At 67.0% G+C, this 15,290-nt stretch carries 13 protein-coding genes; 7 read left to right on the forward strand and 6 right to left on the reverse strand.

Annotated elements, in window-relative coordinates; all coding sequences use genetic code 11:
* Positions 1-9: 9 nt before the first annotated feature.
* From QFZ57_RS08405 to acs, 4 genes are all read right to left on the reverse strand, one after another.
* Entirely contained in the window at positions 10-924 is a 915-nt protein-coding gene (locus tag QFZ57_RS08405) for a carbohydrate ABC transporter permease (RefSeq protein ID WP_306899459.1), read from the reverse strand.
* The gene (locus QFZ57_RS08410) at positions 921-1,892 is read right to left on the reverse strand and encodes a carbohydrate ABC transporter permease (RefSeq protein ID WP_306899461.1); all 972 of its coding nucleotides are present in this window, start codon (positions 1,890-1,892) and stop codon (positions 921-923) included. Before QFZ57_RS08410 ends, QFZ57_RS08405 begins: the two co-directional genes overlap by 4 nt.
* Before the next feature lie 136 nt (positions 1,893-2,028).
* Positions 2,029-3,339, reverse strand: a complete 1,311-nt coding sequence (locus QFZ57_RS08415; protein WP_306899463.1) for an ABC transporter substrate-binding protein — start codon at positions 3,337-3,339, stop codon at positions 2,029-2,031.
* A gap of 207 nt (positions 3,340-3,546) precedes the next feature.
* A complete protein-coding gene (acs, locus tag QFZ57_RS08420) occupies positions 3,547-5,580 on the reverse strand; it encodes an acetate--CoA ligase (RefSeq protein ID WP_306899464.1) in 2,034 nt (677 codons plus the stop codon).
* A 409-nt stretch (positions 5,581-5,989) separates the two neighbouring features.
* On the opposite strand from acs, the gene QFZ57_RS08425 reads away from it, so the two are divergent.
* The 3 genes from QFZ57_RS08425 to QFZ57_RS08435 are packed head-to-tail and all read left to right on the forward strand — an operon-like array spanning position 5,990 to position 8,912.
* Positions 5,990-7,399, forward strand: a complete 1,410-nt coding sequence (locus tag QFZ57_RS08425; RefSeq protein ID WP_306899466.1) for a hypothetical protein — start codon at positions 5,990-5,992, stop codon at positions 7,397-7,399.
* Between the two features lie 44 nt (positions 7,400-7,443).
* Entirely contained in the window at positions 7,444-8,238 is a 795-nt protein-coding gene (gene nth, locus QFZ57_RS08430; RefSeq protein ID WP_306901555.1) for an endonuclease III, read from the forward strand.
* Positions 8,235-8,912 (forward strand): NUDIX hydrolase, encoded by a 678-nt coding sequence (locus tag QFZ57_RS08435; protein ID WP_306899468.1) that lies wholly within the window; start codon positions 8,235-8,237, stop codon positions 8,910-8,912. The genes nth and QFZ57_RS08435 overlap by 4 nt, the downstream gene beginning before the upstream one ends.
* 3 nt (positions 8,913-8,915) lie before the next feature.
* On the opposite strand, the gene QFZ57_RS08440 is transcribed toward QFZ57_RS08435, so the two are convergent.
* Positions 8,916-9,107 carry a YegP family protein gene (locus QFZ57_RS08440; RefSeq protein WP_306629988.1) on the reverse strand — a complete coding sequence of 64 codons (192 nt, stop codon included), beginning with the start codon at positions 9,105-9,107 and terminating at the stop codon, positions 8,916-8,918.
* Positions 9,108-9,278: 171 nt separating this feature from the next.
* Positions 9,279-11,015, reverse strand: a complete 1,737-nt coding sequence (locus tag QFZ57_RS08445) for a bifunctional 3'-5' exonuclease/DNA polymerase (protein WP_306901556.1) — start codon at positions 11,013-11,015, stop codon at positions 9,279-9,281.
* A 383-nt stretch (positions 11,016-11,398) separates the two neighbouring features.
* On the opposite strand from QFZ57_RS08445, the gene ssd reads away from it, so the two are divergent.
* The 4 genes from ssd to QFZ57_RS08465 are packed head-to-tail and all read left to right on the forward strand — an operon-like array spanning position 11,399 to position 15,139.
* Positions 11,399-12,439 carry a septum site-determining protein Ssd gene (ssd, locus tag QFZ57_RS08450; protein ID WP_306901557.1) on the forward strand — a complete coding sequence of 347 codons (1,041 nt, stop codon included), beginning with the start codon at positions 11,399-11,401 and terminating at the stop codon, positions 12,437-12,439.
* Positions 12,436-13,740: a TadA family conjugal transfer-associated ATPase gene (locus tag QFZ57_RS08455; protein ID WP_373461217.1), complete on the forward strand. Its 1,305-nt coding sequence runs from the start codon at positions 12,436-12,438 to the stop codon at positions 13,738-13,740. Before ssd ends, QFZ57_RS08455 begins: the two co-directional genes overlap by 4 nt.
* The gene (locus tag QFZ57_RS08460; RefSeq protein WP_306629989.1) at positions 13,737-14,537 is read left to right on the forward strand and encodes a type II secretion system F family protein; all 801 of its coding nucleotides are present in this window, start codon (positions 13,737-13,739) and stop codon (positions 14,535-14,537) included. Before QFZ57_RS08455 ends, QFZ57_RS08460 begins: the two co-directional genes overlap by 4 nt.
* On the forward strand, positions 14,534-15,139 hold the full coding sequence (locus tag QFZ57_RS08465; protein ID WP_306899471.1) for a type II secretion system F family protein: 606 nt from the start codon (positions 14,534-14,536) through the stop codon (positions 15,137-15,139). The genes QFZ57_RS08460 and QFZ57_RS08465 overlap by 4 nt, the downstream gene beginning before the upstream one ends.
* Positions 15,140-15,290 lie beyond the last annotated feature (151 nt).

The following is a 15,290-nucleotide window of genomic DNA, read 5'->3' on the forward strand; positions in this document are numbered from 1 at the left end:
CATGATGGTCTACCCCTTGCTGGAACCCAGAGTCAGGCCCGCAACAAACTGCCGCTGCAGGAGAAGGTAGATCACCAGTGTGGGAATGACGGTGATCACGGCGCCCGCAGCAAGGAGGTTGTAGTTGCTCAGGAACTCGCCCTGCAGGTTGTTGATGGCGGTGGTGATGGGAAGGCGGTTGCCGCTCTGGATGAAGATCAGGGGCCAGAAGTAGTCGTTGTAGATGAAGATGACCTGGAGCGTGCCGAGGGCCGCAAACGCCGGCCGGCAAAGGGGCATGATGATTTCCCGGTACTGCCGCCAGATGCCGGCGCCGTCCACCAGGGCGGCTTCGGTCAGGTCGGCGGAGAGCGCCTTCATGTAGTTGGACAGCACGAAGGTACAGAACCCCATCTGGAAAGCGGTATTGACCGCGATCACGATGATGTAGGTGTTCAGCATGTTCCCGGAATCACTGAACGAGTACGGCACTTCGAAGTGCTTCGCCATTTCGAACAGCGGGGCGGCAAGGACCTGCGGGGGAAGAAGGTTTCCCGCGGTGAACATGATGAGCAGGGTGATGTTGAATTTCCAGTTCACCCGGCTGACCGCGAAGGCCATGAGGGAGGCCAGGAACAGGGTCAGCAGCACAGCCGGCACGGTGATGATGACCGAGTTCCAGAAGTACGTGGCAAACCCGCCCTGGGTCCAGGCCTGGGCGAAGTTGTCTAAGTTGAATTCCCCCGCCACGCTGAAGTAGCCGAACTTGTTGGTGGAGGCCACCGGGCGGAGCGCCGTGAAAAGCGACCAGCCCAGCGGGATCAGCCACATGACGGCCATGACGGCCAGGAAGATATGGGTGCCGTAGTGCCGTTTGGGCCTGCTGCCCGAGCGGGGCGCCGCTGCGGCAGAGGTGCGGCCGGACCGGGCTGTGGTGGTGCTCATGCTCTGTTCTCCTTGCCGAAGGTGCGGCTGAGGTAGAAGACGATGGGGACCAGGGAAATGACCAGCAGCACAACGGCCAGGGCAGAGCCGACGCCGATTACCTGGCCTTCGCCCACGAGGTTTTGGATCACCAGGGCGCTGAGCATTTCCAGGCCGTTGGTGCCGCGGTTGATGACGTACACGACGTCAAACGCGCGCAGTGATTCGATGATGGTGATCACCACGATGACGATGTTGATGGGACGCATGGCCGGGAACACCACCCGGAAGAAGGTCTGCACGGCGTTGGCGCCGTCGATTGCTGCAGCCTCCTTCAGGCTGGGATCCACGCCCTTCAGCCCGGCCAGGTAGAGGAGCATGACATAACCCGCATGCCGCCACGTCGCTGCGATCATGGCTGCCCAGATGTTCACGGAAGAGTCCCCGAACCAGTCAACGGCCCGGGGCGTCCCCGCGGTTCCCAGGAGGAAGTTCAGGAGCCCGTTGTCACGCTGGTAGAAGAGCTGCCAGATGATGCCGATCAGGGCCAGTGAGAGCATCACGGGGGCGAAGAAGATGCTCTGGTAGATCTTGCTGCCGCGGATGTTCTGGTCCAGGAGTACGGCGAGCAGCAGTCCCAGCGGTGTGGCAATCAGGGCCAGGAAGAGGAGCCACAGCAGGTTGTGCTGCACCGCCGGCCAGAAGGGCGGATAGTCCTGCGAGATGTATTGGTAGTTTCCGGTGCCGGCCGGGCGGATGTCGGCCAGGTCCAGGCCGTTCCAGCGGGTGAAGCTGAGCCCCACGGACATCAGGGTGGGCAGCCAGACCAGGGCCAGCTCGATCAGGGTGGGGATCGCCACCATCAGCGACAGGACCAGTTTGTCCCGCCCGGCCAGGCGGCGGACCCGCCCGCCCTTGGTCCGGCGGATACGGCCGCCGCCGGGGTCCCGCGCTTCGGGCGGGATCAGTTCTTGTGCGGTGCTGCTCATGGAAGTCTTCCCTCTCGTGGTGGGACGCAGAAAGGGGACGACGACGGCGGAAGCCTGTGCCGCCGTCGTCGTTCCGGTTCCTGGCTGGGTGCCGCTCAAAGCGGTGCCGGCAGGGCCGGACGTGCCGTCCTGGAACTTATTGCGCGGCGTAGAGTGTCTTGGCCTGGGCCTCAAGGTTCTTGATGTCCATCTTGCCGTCCTTGATGAAGCTCTGGAGGGCCGGAATCATCACGTTGTTGGCCATGGCCGGCAGGGCGTCGCGGTCGAAGAACTGGCTGATGTACTTCGCGTTCGCGATGGTATCTGCACACTTCTTGTTCAGCGGGGTGAACTTGGAGGTGTCCGTGCCTTTGGCGGTGGCGATGTTGGACGAGTCCACGGCCGCATAGGTGTTCTGGGCTTCCGCAGTCCCCAGGAACGCCAGGAAGTCGCGTGCCGTCTTGTTGTCCCCGCCCTTCTTGGACAGCAGGAGGCCGTCGATGGGGGCTTCGACGGCGTCGCGGCCTTCCATGGCGATCTCCGGAAAGGCGAAGAAATCGATGTCCGCGAGCACCGCCGGGTCGGTGAACTGCTGGGTGACGAACGAACCGAGCAGGTACATACCGGTCTTCTTGGCTTCCAGTGCCTTGGCCCCGTCCTGCCAGGTCTGGCCGAGGGCCCCCGGATCCTGGAAGGGAAGGAGCGCGGACCAGGTGTCAAAGACCGCGTTAACTTTTGGCTGGTCCCAGGATTCCTTGTGGGCGCACAGGTCCACATGGAATTGGTAGCCGTTGAGCCGCATGTTGATGTAGTCGAAGGTGCCCATGGCCGGCCAGCCGTCCTTGTCGGCAAAGCCGATGGGAATGAGGCCATCCGCCTTCATCTTCGTGGCGAGGGCCTTGAGCGCGTCAAAGGTCTCCGGTACCTGGTACCCCTTCTCGGCCCAGAGGCTCTTCCGGTAGAAGAAACCCCACGGGTAGTTGTAGTTGGGGACGAAGTACATCTTGCCGTCCGGTCCAGTGGACGCTTTCTTCAGCGCATCGGAGTAGTTGCCGCCGATGGTTTGCCAGACGTCGTCGATGGGCGCAAGGAGTCCCTTGCCCGCGTAGTACTGCATGCGGTATCCGGCGAACCAGGTGAAGGTATCGTCCGGGGAGCCCTGCAGGTAGGAGTTGATCTTGTTCTGGAAATCGTTGTGGGGCACCACGTTCGTGGTGACTTTCTTGCCGGTCTTGGCCGTGAAGGCGTCGGTGACCGCCTGGTACGCCCGTTTGGGGACGTCATCGGAGGACCCGGAACCGAAGGTGAGGCTGTCGGATCCGGAGCCCGTGGCGGACGGGCCGCTTCCGCCCGTGCAGGCCGCGAGGAACGGGATGCCAACGAGGCCTGCCGCGCCTACGCCGACTGTCTTGAGGATGCTCCGCCTGCTCGGAAAAGCAGTTGCAGACGCATCAAACTGTGAAGCCATGTTCTCTCCCTTGAAAAACAGCCACATGTGAGGCACCTCACATTGCTCCGACTATAACCTCGCAAAACAGAACATGGAAGAACGGGAAATAACATTTTGAGTGCTGATTTTTTTGAATCGTCGCAAAACGGGGAATGGCCCCGTTTCCCCTGAATGACAGGGTAAACAGGGCCATTCTGCAGCGTACCGGCCGATACTAAGCCAGTGTTACTTTCTGAGCGACTGTGCGATCTGCTGCATGATCGTGGGGTCGGACAGTGTGGTGGCGTCGCCCGGGTCGCGGCCTTCGGCGACGTCCTTGAGGAGGCGGCGCATGATTTTGCCGGACCGGGTCTTGGGCAGTTCAGGCACCACCAGGATGTTCTTGGGCTTGGCGATGGGCCCGATCTCCTTGCCCACGTGGTTGCGCAGTTCCTGGACGGTGGCATCGCCGTTGTTCACGGCATCGCCGCGGAGGATGACGAACGCGACGACGGCCTGGCCGGTGGTTTCGTCCGTGGCGCCCACGACGGCGGCCTCCGCGACGGCAGGGTGGCTCACCAGGGCGGATTCGATCTCCGTGGTCGAGAGCCGGTGCCCGGAGACGTTCATGACGTCGTCCACCCGGCCCAGCAGCCAAATGTCCCCGTCCTCGTCCTTCTTGGCTCCGTCCCCGGCGAAGTACATGTTTTCGAAGCGGGACCAGTAGGTGTCCTTGAACCGTTGGGGGTCGCCCCAAATGCCGCGCAGCATAGCGGGCCACGGCTCCCGGATGACCAGGAAGCCGCCGTGGCCGTTCGGCACGGACTCGCCCATTTCGTCCACCACGTCCACGGCGATGCCGGGCAGCGGCACCTGGGCCGAACCGGGTTTGGTGGCCGTGACGCCGGGAAGCGGGGCGATCATCTGCGCGCCCGTTTCGGTCTGCCACCAGGTGTCCACGATGGGGGCCTTGTCCCCGCCGATGACCTTCCGGTACCACATCCAGGCCTCAGGGTTGATGGATTCGCCCACGGAGCCAAGGACCCGGAGGGAGGACAGATCGTACTTGTCCGGGATCTCCCTGCCCCATTTCATGAACGTCCGGATCGCGGTGGGGGCGGTGTAGAGGATGGAAACCTTGTACTTCTCGATGATCTCCCACCAGCGGCCCTGGTGGGGGGAATCCGGCGTGCCTTCGTACATGACCTGGGTGGCGCCGTTGATAAGCGGGGCGTAGGCGACGTATGAGTGTCCGGTGACCCAGCCGACGTCGGCCGTGCACCAGTACACGTCCGTTTCCGGATGCAGGTCAAAGACTGCCCTGTGGGTGTAGGCGGTCTGGGTAAGGTAGCCGCCGGTGGTGTGCAGGATGCCCTTGGGCTTCCCGGTGGTGCCGGAGGTATAGAGGATGTAGAGCGGGTGCTCGGAATCGTGGCCCACTGCGGTGTGGTCCGTTGATGCCGTATCCACGGTGTCTGCCCACCAGTGGTCCCGGCCGTCGTGCCAGTCCACGTCCTGGCCGTTGCGCTTGACCACCACTACGTTCTGCACGGTGTGGCCGTCACCGTCTCCTTGGTGGGCCAGGGCGTCGTCCACGGCTGCCTTCAGCGGGCTCGGCTTGCCGCGGCGGTACGTGCCGTCGGCGGTGACCACGAGCTTGGCTTCGGCGTCGTCGATCCGCGAACGGAGCGCTTCTGCGGAGAAGCCGCCGAACACGACGGAGTGGACGGCCCCGATGCGTGCGCAGGCCAGCAGGGTGATGACGGCTTCCGGGATCATGGGCAGGTACACGGCCACCCGGTCACCTTTGACCACGCCCAGGGACTCGAAGGCGTTGGCCGCCTTTTTCACTTCGTCGGTCAACTGCGCGTACGTGTAGGTCCGGGTGTCACCGGGTTCACCTTCGAAGTAGATGGCCACCCGGTCCCCGTTGCCGGCCTCGACGTGCCGGTCCAGGGCGTTGTAGGCGGCGTTGAGTTCACCGCCCACGAACCACTTGGCGAACGGCGCATCAGACCAGTCCAACGCCTGCGTGAAGTCCTTGTCCCACGTCAGCAGTTCCCGCGCTTTCTTTGCCCAGAACGCAGGGCGGTCAGCATCCGCCTCGTCATACTCCGATGCGGTGACAACGGCGTTCGCTGCGAATTCAGGGGTGGGCGGGAAAGCCCGGGTCTCATTGAGCAGGTTTTCGAAGGCATCGCCCTGGTGGCCATGCTGGCCTGCCGGCTGGGCGGAAGCGGACGGAACGGTGGCCGTGGAGCTGGGAGTGTCCTGGGACATGTGAACCTCATCATTCATCGATCTTTGCCGCGCGGGACGCCGCCACCGCATGGCCCCACCGTTCGCACGGCACTGGGCTCCAGCCGGGACGGACATACCGCAAAGAGCTGTTCCGAAAACAAGCCTAATGCTTGCCCCGCATCCTCTGTGCGCCCCGTCACAGATGCGCCCGCGAGCGGCATTTTTTAAGCGGTGAATGGTGCCTTCATGACCCGCCGGGCACCCGGGGAGGCCTGGGCCAGCTAGTGATCAGCCTGCCTGTTGACTAGGCTGAGATGGAATTGTGACTTCACTTCGGACTGCTCCGGCCGGGCTCAAACAGTGCTTCGCCGGACCCGTACCGCATGTCAAGACGGCACAGTTTTCGGGCCCGGAGCGGGCCCGGTGCCGCCACGCTAAGGAGAGCAGAATGAACCAGCAGAGCTTCGGCCAGCGAACGGGCCCGGACACCGAGGCGGGGCCCGGAGGCTCCGGATCCGCCATCGGAGGATCGGGGCACCCGGCATCCGCCGGAAAATCCGCCAAGGAGCAGGCTGCGGGGCAGAAGGCGGCCTCCGGCAAGATCGACCCCAACGCCAACCAGGCCGTGCTGGGTCCGTTCACCGTGCGCGACCTGGCCGTCTTCGCCGGAACCCTGATCCTGTTTGTTGCGTCCCTGCTGCCCCTCTTCGGCGCCCGGTACAACCTGTGGAACCTGAACAACCTGTTCTTCCTGGGACTGGGCATCATCCTGCCGCTGATCGCCAGTGCCCTCTTCGCCGCACGCCGCCTGGCACCTGCCACCAGAATCCGCGTGGGTTCGCTCTCGATCGACCAGTTCGCCTCCGTGGTGGCCTCCTTCGCCGTTGCCTTCTTCTTCCTGTCGGTTGCCGGCGGGTACGTGACCAGCCTGCTGGTGGGCCTGATCGGCTCGCTGGTCCTCTTCGCCGCCACCGTGCTGGGCCGGTTCCTGCCGTACCTGTCCGGCGACTTCAAGGACCGGCCCGAGTCGCCGGCACACATCGTGGCACGCGAAGCCGCGGTCCCGGCGCGGAAGCCGCGCGCACCCAAAGCGCCCAAGCCTGAATCAGGCTCCACTGAGTCCGGCTCCACCCAGTCCAAGGGCGGCGTCAAGGGCGCCGGCGTGTTCGGCGGCGCGGGTGCAGGCTCCTCCGCGGTCCAGCCCGGGTCCTCCGGCCCCAACCCGGAGCCGGCACGCTCCGCCCACGTTCCAGCAACTGCTGCCGTCCCCGTGGCCAATGCCGGCGCCGGAGGTGCCACTGCTGCGGGCCCTGCCGCGTCCGCGCCCGTATCAACCGCCCCCGAAGTCTCCGACCGGGCCCCCAATGCCCCCCATGTGGACGCCGGCCCTCCCACCCAGGCGGCCGACGTCGTACGCCACGACGCCACCCAGGCGGCCGACGTCGTACGCCCCGACGCCACCCAGGCGGCCGACGTCGTACGCCCTGACGCCACCCCGGCGGCGGAGAAGACCCAGCACGGGGATACCCCTGCAGCCAGCGCTCCGCAGGCGGCGTGGGAGCCGCCCGCCGCCACCGCCGTGCACCAGCAGGTCCGTTCCGAGCAACCCATCGGGGCAACGGTGGACCCGTCCAGCCGTCACGACGAGACTGAGGGGCAGCCGGTCCATGAGGCCTTCTGGTTCGCCGTCGCCCAGCACCGCACCGCCTTCGACCCCCGCACCGGTGCGCCTGCCTTCGTGATCGAACCCGGCGGCTGGGTGCTGGCACTCGAGGACCGCGGTCACGAATTCCTGGTCCAACACACGGACGGACGGCTGGGCGTCCTGCGCGACCTCAGCAACATCGAGCGCGGCTGACGCCGGTGGCGGGGCCCCGCAGCAAGGCTGGCCAGGCCGCCGGGATGCCGGTGGTCTCGTCCGAATCCGTCCTTGCGCTGAAGCGGCGCGCACGGCGCATCCACAGGGCCCTGGCCGAAAAGTATCCCTATGCCCATGCGGAACTGGACTTCCGCAATCCGTTCGAACTGCTCGTGGCCACCGTCCTCTCCGCCCAGACCACCGACGTCACGGTCAACCAGGTCACCAAGGTGCTGTTCGCGCGTTATCCCAATGCCCGGTCCCTGGCCGAGGCGGACCCCGGGGAGCTCGAAACCATCCTCAAACCCACGGGATTCTTCCGGGCCAAATCGAGGAACGTCCTTGCGTTGTGCACCCGCCTGGTGGATGACTTTGATGGCGAGGTGCCGGGGCGGATGGAAGAACTGGTCACGTTGCCCGGCGTGGGACGCAAGACGGCCAACGTGGTGCTGGCCAACGCCTTCGGCATCCCGGGTATTTCCGTGGACACGCACTTCGCCCGGCTGGCCAAGCGGTTTGGGTGGACCCAGTCCGAGGACCCCGTGCAGATCGAACAGGACGTGGCGGAGCTGTTCGAGCGGAGGGACTGGACCATGCTGTCCCACCGGGTGATCTTCCACGGCCGCCGGGTCTGCCACGCCCGGAAGCCCGCCTGCGGTGCCTGTCCCGTGGCCAACTGGTGCCCCAGTTACGGGATGGGGGAGACCGACCCCGTCAGGGCAGCCACACTCCTCAAATATGAACTTGCCCCCGGCAGCGAGGCACTGCTGGAGCAGTACCTGTCGGAGCAGCACCGTGCCGCGGAGATCCGGATGGCTTCCCAGGCGAGGACGCCGTGAGCGCACGCGAAGACCTGGCCGGGCTTATCCGGCGGGCAGCATCCGGAACGGCCGGTCCGCCTGATCCGCGCTGGGCGGCGCTGACCGTGGATGCCGCACGTGCCCGCAGGGCCGCCGTCCTGATGCTCTTCGGCGTGCTCGATGACATTCCGGCAGCGTCCGGCAAGCCGCTGGCGCCGGCGGACCTCGACGTCCTGCTCCTGGAGCGCGCCCACACACTGGGGTCCCATCCCGGGCAGGTGGCGTTCCCCGGCGGCGGCATCGACCGGGGCGAGACCGCCGTGGCGGCTGCGCTCCGGGAAGCCGAGGAGGAAACCGGACTGGACTCAGAAGGCGTGGAAGTCCTGGGCACGCTCCAGGAGCTGGGCCTGGCGCACAGCAATTTCCTGGTGACGCCCGTTCTGGGCTGGTGGCATTCGCCGTCGCCGGTCCGGGTGGTGGACTATGCCGAATCCGCCCAGGTTTTCCGCGTCCCGGTCCGGGACCTCCTGGACCCGGACAACAGGGTGATGGCCACCGTCCACCGGGCAGGGCGGACGTTCGACAGCCCCGCCTTCACGGTCAACGGGGTGGTGGTGTGGGGATTTACCGGCATTGTGCTGAGCGGCCTCTTCGACCAGCTCGGCTGGTCCGTTCCCTGGGACCGGAACAGGCTGCACCCCATGGGGGTTTAGTTTTCAGGCCTGCTGCTGGCGCAAATCCACCACGATCCCGGTGGCGGCATTCTCACGCATGGCCTTGATCCCGTCGCGGAGCAGGCTCAGGGACTTGAATGTTGGCGAAACCGCAATGACATTGCCCTCGGCGTCGGTGAGCCGCAACCGGTACGAATCGTTGCCCGCACGGTGTATTTCAAATCTTCCCGCCATGGACGGGGACCTCCCTGGTATGCGTCGTTGCATCAGCGTGTGGACCGGTCTGCTTCGGTCTTCGCTTCGACTGTAACGTCCGTCACCGGGCACGCATAGCTACCGCCGGGTAGATTACTTCGCGTCTCAGAGGCAGGCACTGAAGGCCAACAATGGTGCCGTGCACGCCTGCTACTTGGCGAGGTCGTAGGTGTCGACGACGGCCAGGCTGACCGGGAACTCGACAGGTATCGTGCCGAACAACAGCTCCTTCGCGGCCTTGGCTGATTCCTCGATCGCTGCGATGCAGGCATCAACACCCTCGGACGGCGCATGCACCATCACTTCGTCATGGAGGAAAAAGGCGAGCTCGGCGTGCACACCCCCGCCGCTCCCGCCGGTGCCTGCCGTCCGCAGGGCGCGCAGCCGCCGTCGTAATTCTGCAAGCCAGCACGCCGCCCAGTCCGCTGCCGAGCCCTGGACCACGAAGTTCCGGGTGAAGCGCCCACGGGACCGGGCGATCGACTCTGCCCGCCGCTGCTCCTCCGCAGTGGCCGAGCGCTGGCTCAGGAACCAGTGCCCGGACGGCGGGGGGCTGCTGCGGCCCAGCCTGGTGGTCACCGTCCCGCCGGCTTCGCCCGCCCGCGCGGCCCGCTCCACAAAGTCGACGGCACGCGGATAGGTGCGCGCCAGCTGCGGCATCAGGCGGCCTGCCTCGCCGGAGGTGGCCCCGTACATGGCGCCCAGCAGGGCCATCTTTGCTTTGGCCCGGTCCCCGCCAAACCCCTTTGCGGCGATGCCGGCATAAAGGTCCTGGTCCCGCGCAGCCTCAGCCATCGAAGAGTCCTGCGCGAGGGCCACCAAAACGCGCGGCTCCAGCTGCGAGGCGTCGGCAACGATGAGCTTGTGGCCCGGGTCGGCGTGCACCGCGCCGCGGACCTGGCGCGGTATCTGCAGCGCCCCACCGCCACGGGACGCCCAGCGCCCGGACACCACGCCCCCCACCACGTATTCGGGACGGAACCGGCCGCCGTCCACCCAGGCGTCCAGCCAGGACCAGCCGTTCGCGGTGTGAAGGCGGGACAGCTTCTTGTACTCCAGCAGCGGTTCGATGGCCGGGTGGGTGGACTCACGTAGCTCCCATTTGCGCGTGCTCTTCACCTCGATCCCGTTCCGGTGCAGGGCGCGCATCAGGTCCTGCGGCGAGTCCGGGTTCAGCCCGGGTGAGTTGAGCAGGGTACGCAGGTCCGCGGCCAACGCCTCCAGTTTGTGCGGGCGCTGGCCGGCGGGCGGGCGGGGACCCAGATGGCCGGCCAGGATCTGTTCGTGCAGGTCCTCGCGCCATGGGACGCCAACATGCTGCATCTCGGCGGCCACGATGGCGGCTGCGGATTCCGCCGCGAGCAGCAACTGGAGGCGGTTCCGGCGGTTTTCCTCCGTCCCCACATCAGCCAGCGCCGTTTGTTGGGCCGCGTATTCGGCGCGGACCTCCTCGAGCGTCCAGCCGGGTGCCGGCCCCACACCGGGGTCATCGAACAGTGCGCCCTGGTCGGCCGGCGGACGCGGCGGCAGCAGCGCCTTCGGCGGAAGTACGGGATCCTCCACCGGTACCCTGTCGGTGTTCCGGGCATAGTCAGTGTGGGCGCTGAACTGGGAGAAGGCCAGGATGTTGCCGCACAGAGTGACGTCATAACAGCGCTCCACCTCCACCCCGGATGCGAGCAGCGCCGGGTACCAGTCCTGAGTCCGGTGCCAGATCCAGCGGGGCGGCTGGCCGCCGGGGCGCCGGGCTTCGAGTTCGCTGACGACGGCGGCAAGGTCGCTGAGTGCTACTGTGCGGGGTTCGGGGTTGGAAGGCTGGGCCTGGCCGGCCTGCGTCAGTTCCTGGAGTGCTGCGCCGCGGGGGTGGGCGGCGAGCAGCAGGTACATGCTCCCATTGTGCCCTGTCTGTTGTGTCGCGTCGGCTTGTGCGTTGTCGTCTTGTGCCTTGCCGTCGAAGCCGGGAAGGTTCGGGATGCCCGCTGTCCGGTTTGTCCACATACGCGATGTGCTCCCTTACCTGTTTGTTTGGCCGGCGGCAGAGTGGCTGCATGAGCAGGCACCAGCTGAATGCATCCCCATCCGCGCCGGGGCAGGCCGCCGGCTCCGCTTGGCGGCCAACGGACGCGGCGCCACCATCGCGCGGTGGTCCGTTGCCGGACAGCACGGCAGTGTCCGGTGCCGCCTGGCTGCCGGAGGGCTCAAAACTATCCGGGGCAGCCCCGGATGGTTCACTGCCGGTTGGTTCAGTGCCTGCCGGTTCGGGCGGGGTGCTGCTGGTCACCTCCTCCGCCGTCCTCCGCGCCGAAGTGGAGCGCATTGTGGCAGCCGCCGGCGCGCACCTGCGCGTTGTTCCGGATGCAGTGGAGGCTGGACGCTACTGGGAAGCGGCGTCCGCCGTCCTGGTAGGCAGTGACGTGCGCGAGCTGCCGCCGCGGCGGCGCACCCCCGCCGTCATGGTGGGACTGGACGGCGAGGGCGACAGCCTCTGGCACCTCGCGGCTGCCCTGGGGGCCGAACGTGTTGCCGTGCTGCCGGATGCCGCGGCCTGGCTGGCAGACCATCTGAGCAGCTCGCGCTCGCCGGGCCCGGGCGGAGTGGTCCTCGGCATCACGGGCGGTTGCGGCGGAGCCGGGGCCACTACCGCCGCCATCTGGATAGCACGGGCGGCAGCAGGACTGGGGGCACGGGTCCTGCTGGTTGACGGCGACCCATGGGGAGGAGGCCTGGAGCTGGCGCTCGCGGCCGAGGAAAACCCCGGGCTCCGGTGGCCGGACCTCGCTGAGGCCAGGGGAAGCATCGACCCCCTGCAACTCTCGGATTCTTTGCCCGTTGCGGGAGGTTTTTCCTTCCTGTCCTGGCCTGCCACGCGCGAACAGCCCCTTCCCGTCGCTGCCGCTGCCGCAGCGGGTGTGCTTGATGCTGCCCGCCGCGGCTACGAGCTGGTGGTTGTGGATCTGGGAAGGGGTGCGGAGCCGCTCCGCACGCTGGCATGGGACTGCGACCGGATCATGATGGTGGTGCCGGCGCAGCTGAAGGCAGCAGTAGCTGCGGTGCGCCTGCTGCAGGAGCTTCCGCCAGTGGAGGCCGCCCTGCTGGTGCGGGGGCGGCCCGGGGCGGCGCTGGACAGCTCGCTGATTGCCGATGCTGTAGGGCTGCCGACCCAGGGCCGCATACCTGAACTGCGCGCCGTCGCGGGAGCAATGGAAGCGGGCCGCCTGCTGGACCTCGCCAAGCGCCGGGACATTCGCCGCTTCGCTGCCTCCGTGCTTGATTGGCTGGGAGATGACCTGCTGGCTGGAGATCTGGCATGAGGCGGCCGCCAGGCACTCCGCCCGCCCAGACCCGGGAAAGGGACAGTACAGCGGACGCCGGAGGCTTGGGCGCACGGCGCAGCGCCCGCATCCTGGAAGCGAACCAGGCGGGCCCGCAGGCGCAACGCAGGGAAACCGACGGCATGGGCAGGACTGTTGATGCCGGGCTGCTGGAATCAGTCCGCGAGTCGATGATGGCAGAGGCGGGAGCCGTGACGCCTTCCCGCGTGGCCGCGGCCGTCCAGGCCAGCGGCAGGCTGCTGGGTACCGCTGGAGCGCTTGCCGCCGTGGAGCGGATCAGCGCCGAGATCAATGGACTGGGGCCGCTGCAGGAGCTCACGCGCGATCCTGCCGTAACAGACGTTTTCGTTAATGCTCCCGACTCCGTCTGGGTGGACCGGGGCCGCGGCATCGAACGCGTTCCCGTCCTGTTCGACAGCGAGGCCCAGCTGCGGGCACTGGCCTGCAGGCTTGTCGCTGCTGGCGGGCGCCGCCTGGATGACGGTTCACCCTGTGTCGATGTCAGGCTTGCCGGCGGCTACCGTGTCCATGCCGTGTTGCCGCCGGTTTCCACGTCCGGGACGCTGCTGAGCGTCCGGATCCGCAGGGAAAGGGTCTTCAGCATGGAAGAGCTGCGCTCCGGGGGCATGTTCGGTCCGGCAGTACAGGCGGTGCTCGAGAGAATACTGGACAGGAGGTTGAGCTTCCTGGTCAGCGGTGCCACGGGTTCCGGGAAGACCACACTGCTGTCCACATTGCTGGGCCTGTGTTCGGCGGAGGAACGGCTGGTCCTGATCGAGGATGCCTCCGAACTCAATCCAGTGCACCCCCACGTGGTCGCCCTGGAATCACGCCACGGAAACCTTGAAGGCGGCGGCGCGGTGGACTTGGGGGAACTCGTCCGCCAGGCACTGCGCATGCGCCCGGACAGGCTCGTGGTGGGTGAGTGCCGGGGCGCGGAAGTACGCGAGCTCCTCACCGCGATGAACACCGGGCACAGCGGTGGCGGCGGCACCATCCACGCCAACACGGCGGCGGCAGTGCCCGCCAGGCTCAACGCCCTCGGTGCCCTGGCCGGACTGGGACCCGAGGCCGTGCGGCTTCAGGCTGCCAGCGCCCTCGACGTTATCATTCACGTCGGCAGGACCCGGAGGGGCAGGGAAGTCCTGTGCGTCGGACTCATTGGGGGCGGCCCGGAGGGACTGACCGTGGTGCCGGCCGTCGAAGAATCAGGCGTGCCGGGTCCCGCATGGCCGGCCCTGGCAGCCCGTTTGGGAATGGATCCCGGGGACCTCCTGTGACGCTCCTGCTTACTGCGGTCCTGTCCATCGCGGTGCTCTTACTGTTCAAACCGCCCCTGGACGCTGCTCACAGATTGCGTGCAGCAGCCGGCAAAAACCCGGAAGCACCCGAATCCGGCAAGAACCGGATACTGGCCCGGAGCAGCCCGGCTGGCAGAGGCCCGGCAGGGATGCGGGGACTGCGCCTGACCCTGGTGGTGCAGCAGTTGGCGGCGCTGCTCAGGGGCGGACGGACACCGGGCCGGCTGTGGGACGAGTTGTGGACCGTCTACGGCATCCCGGGTGAAGGAGGGCCGCGGCTTCACGAGGCACTCCCTGGCGGTCCCGCGTTATCAGAAGGATCAACCGCCGTCCTGGCGTCCGCGCGTGCAGCTGCGGCCACCGGAGCCCCGGTTTCGGAGGCCATCCGACGCGCGGTTTGCACGTCGTTCCCGCCCAAAGACAGGGAAGCCAGGACGTGGTCCGAGCTCGCCGCATGCTTTGACATCGCCGAAGCCAGCGGGTGCCCGCTCGCGGACGTGCTGACCAGGTTCGCGGCCCAGCTCGAAGCGGAGGATGACGCAGACGCGGCCCGGCAGACCGCCCTCGCCGGCCCCAAAGCCACAGTCCGGCTCCTGACCTGGCTTCCACTCATGGGTCTTGGCCTCGGCGCTGCCTTGGGGGTTGATCCGCTGGCCACCCTGTTGGGAACACCCCTGGGGCTCGCCGCGTTGCTGGGCGGCGTGGTGCTCACCGCTGCGGGAAGGGCATGGTCCGCCCGGCTTGTTTCGGCGGCAGCAGGGACGGGAGCGCAATGACGCCCGCTTGGGCACCGGTCCTGGCATTGTTCCTGCTGCTTGCCGGGAGTGCCTGGCTTGCCTGTTCGGGCCATGACCGGTCACGCCACCGGCTGCGCCAACTGGTTGCTGCCGGCTCAGGCGAAAAGCAGGACGCCCCCGATGCGGGGCCGGCAGGGAGCCACAGCGGCGGTCTGAAGGATACGGCCATGATGCTCGAACTCGTGGCGGCGATGCTTGATGCCGGAGCCGGAATCGGGCGTTCCCTCGAACTGGTGGCTGCCTCGGCTGCGCCCGGTTACCGGGAGTCACTGCGGCCGGTGGTCTCGGCGCTGGCCATTGGCGCCGACTGGGAAACAGCCTGGCGCAGTTCCGCCATCCGCCTCCCCGAAATCCTGGAGCTCCGGGATGCCCTTGGCTTCGCCGCTCTCACCGGGGCGCCCTCATCCGCGATCCTCTACGCCCAGGCCGCCAGGCTTCGCCGGGAACGGTTCCGGGCCGCGGAAAAGCGCGCCGCTTCGCTCGGTGTGAAGCTGGTGGTTCCGCTGGGCCTGTGCTCACTCCCTGCCTTTATCTGCCTGGGCGTCGTCCCAGTGCTGCTGGCCCTGGTGCCATCCGGATAACCAGCGCCCGGCCTTCGCTCCGTTGAACGCCGATCCCTTCCTCCACAGAGGGTGGAAGGCCCACCTTTTCCACTTAGCGCATCCGCTCCCTTACCGGCTCCAGCGAGGCCGGGAAGAGTCAAGGCAGCCGGGAAAAACCTCCGGCGAACTA

It is taken from the genome of Arthrobacter sp. B1I2, assembly GCF_030816485.1.
Taxonomy (GTDB): Bacteria; Actinomycetota; Actinomycetes; order Actinomycetales; family Micrococcaceae; genus Arthrobacter.

Bases quoted from the DNA above. Each gene is read 5' to 3' on its own strand.
- QFZ57_RS08465 (WP_306899471.1), top strand. From the start codon at position 14,534: ATGACGCCCGCTTGGGCACCGGTCCTGGCATTGTTCCTGCTGCTTGCC.
- nth (WP_306901555.1), top strand. From the start codon at position 7,444: ATGCCGGTGGTCTCGTCCGAATCCGTCCTTGCGCTGAAGCGGCGCGCA.
- QFZ57_RS08410 (WP_306899461.1), bottom strand. From the start codon at position 1,892: ATGAGCAGCACCGCACAAGAACTGATCCCGCCCGAAGCGCGGGACCCC.
- acs (WP_306899464.1), bottom strand. From the start codon at position 5,580: ATGTCCCAGGACACTCCCAGCTCCACGGCCACCGTTCCGTCCGCTTCC.
- QFZ57_RS08425 (WP_306899466.1), top strand. From the start codon at position 5,990: ATGAACCAGCAGAGCTTCGGCCAGCGAACGGGCCCGGACACCGAGGCG.
- QFZ57_RS08415 (WP_306899463.1), bottom strand. From the start codon at position 3,339: ATGGCTTCACAGTTTGATGCGTCTGCAACTGCTTTTCCGAGCAGGCGG.
- QFZ57_RS08455 (WP_373461217.1), top strand. From the start codon at position 12,436: ATGAGGCGGCCGCCAGGCACTCCGCCCGCCCAGACCCGGGAAAGGGAC.
- QFZ57_RS08440 (WP_306629988.1), bottom strand. From the start codon at position 9,107: ATGGCGGGAAGATTTGAAATACACCGTGCGGGCAACGATTCGTACCGG.
- QFZ57_RS08405 (WP_306899459.1), bottom strand. From the start codon at position 924: ATGAGCACCACCACAGCCCGGTCCGGCCGCACCTCTGCCGCAGCGGCG.
- QFZ57_RS08445 (WP_306901556.1), bottom strand. From the start codon at position 11,015: ATGTACCTGCTGCTCGCCGCCCACCCCCGCGGCGCAGCACTCCAGGAA.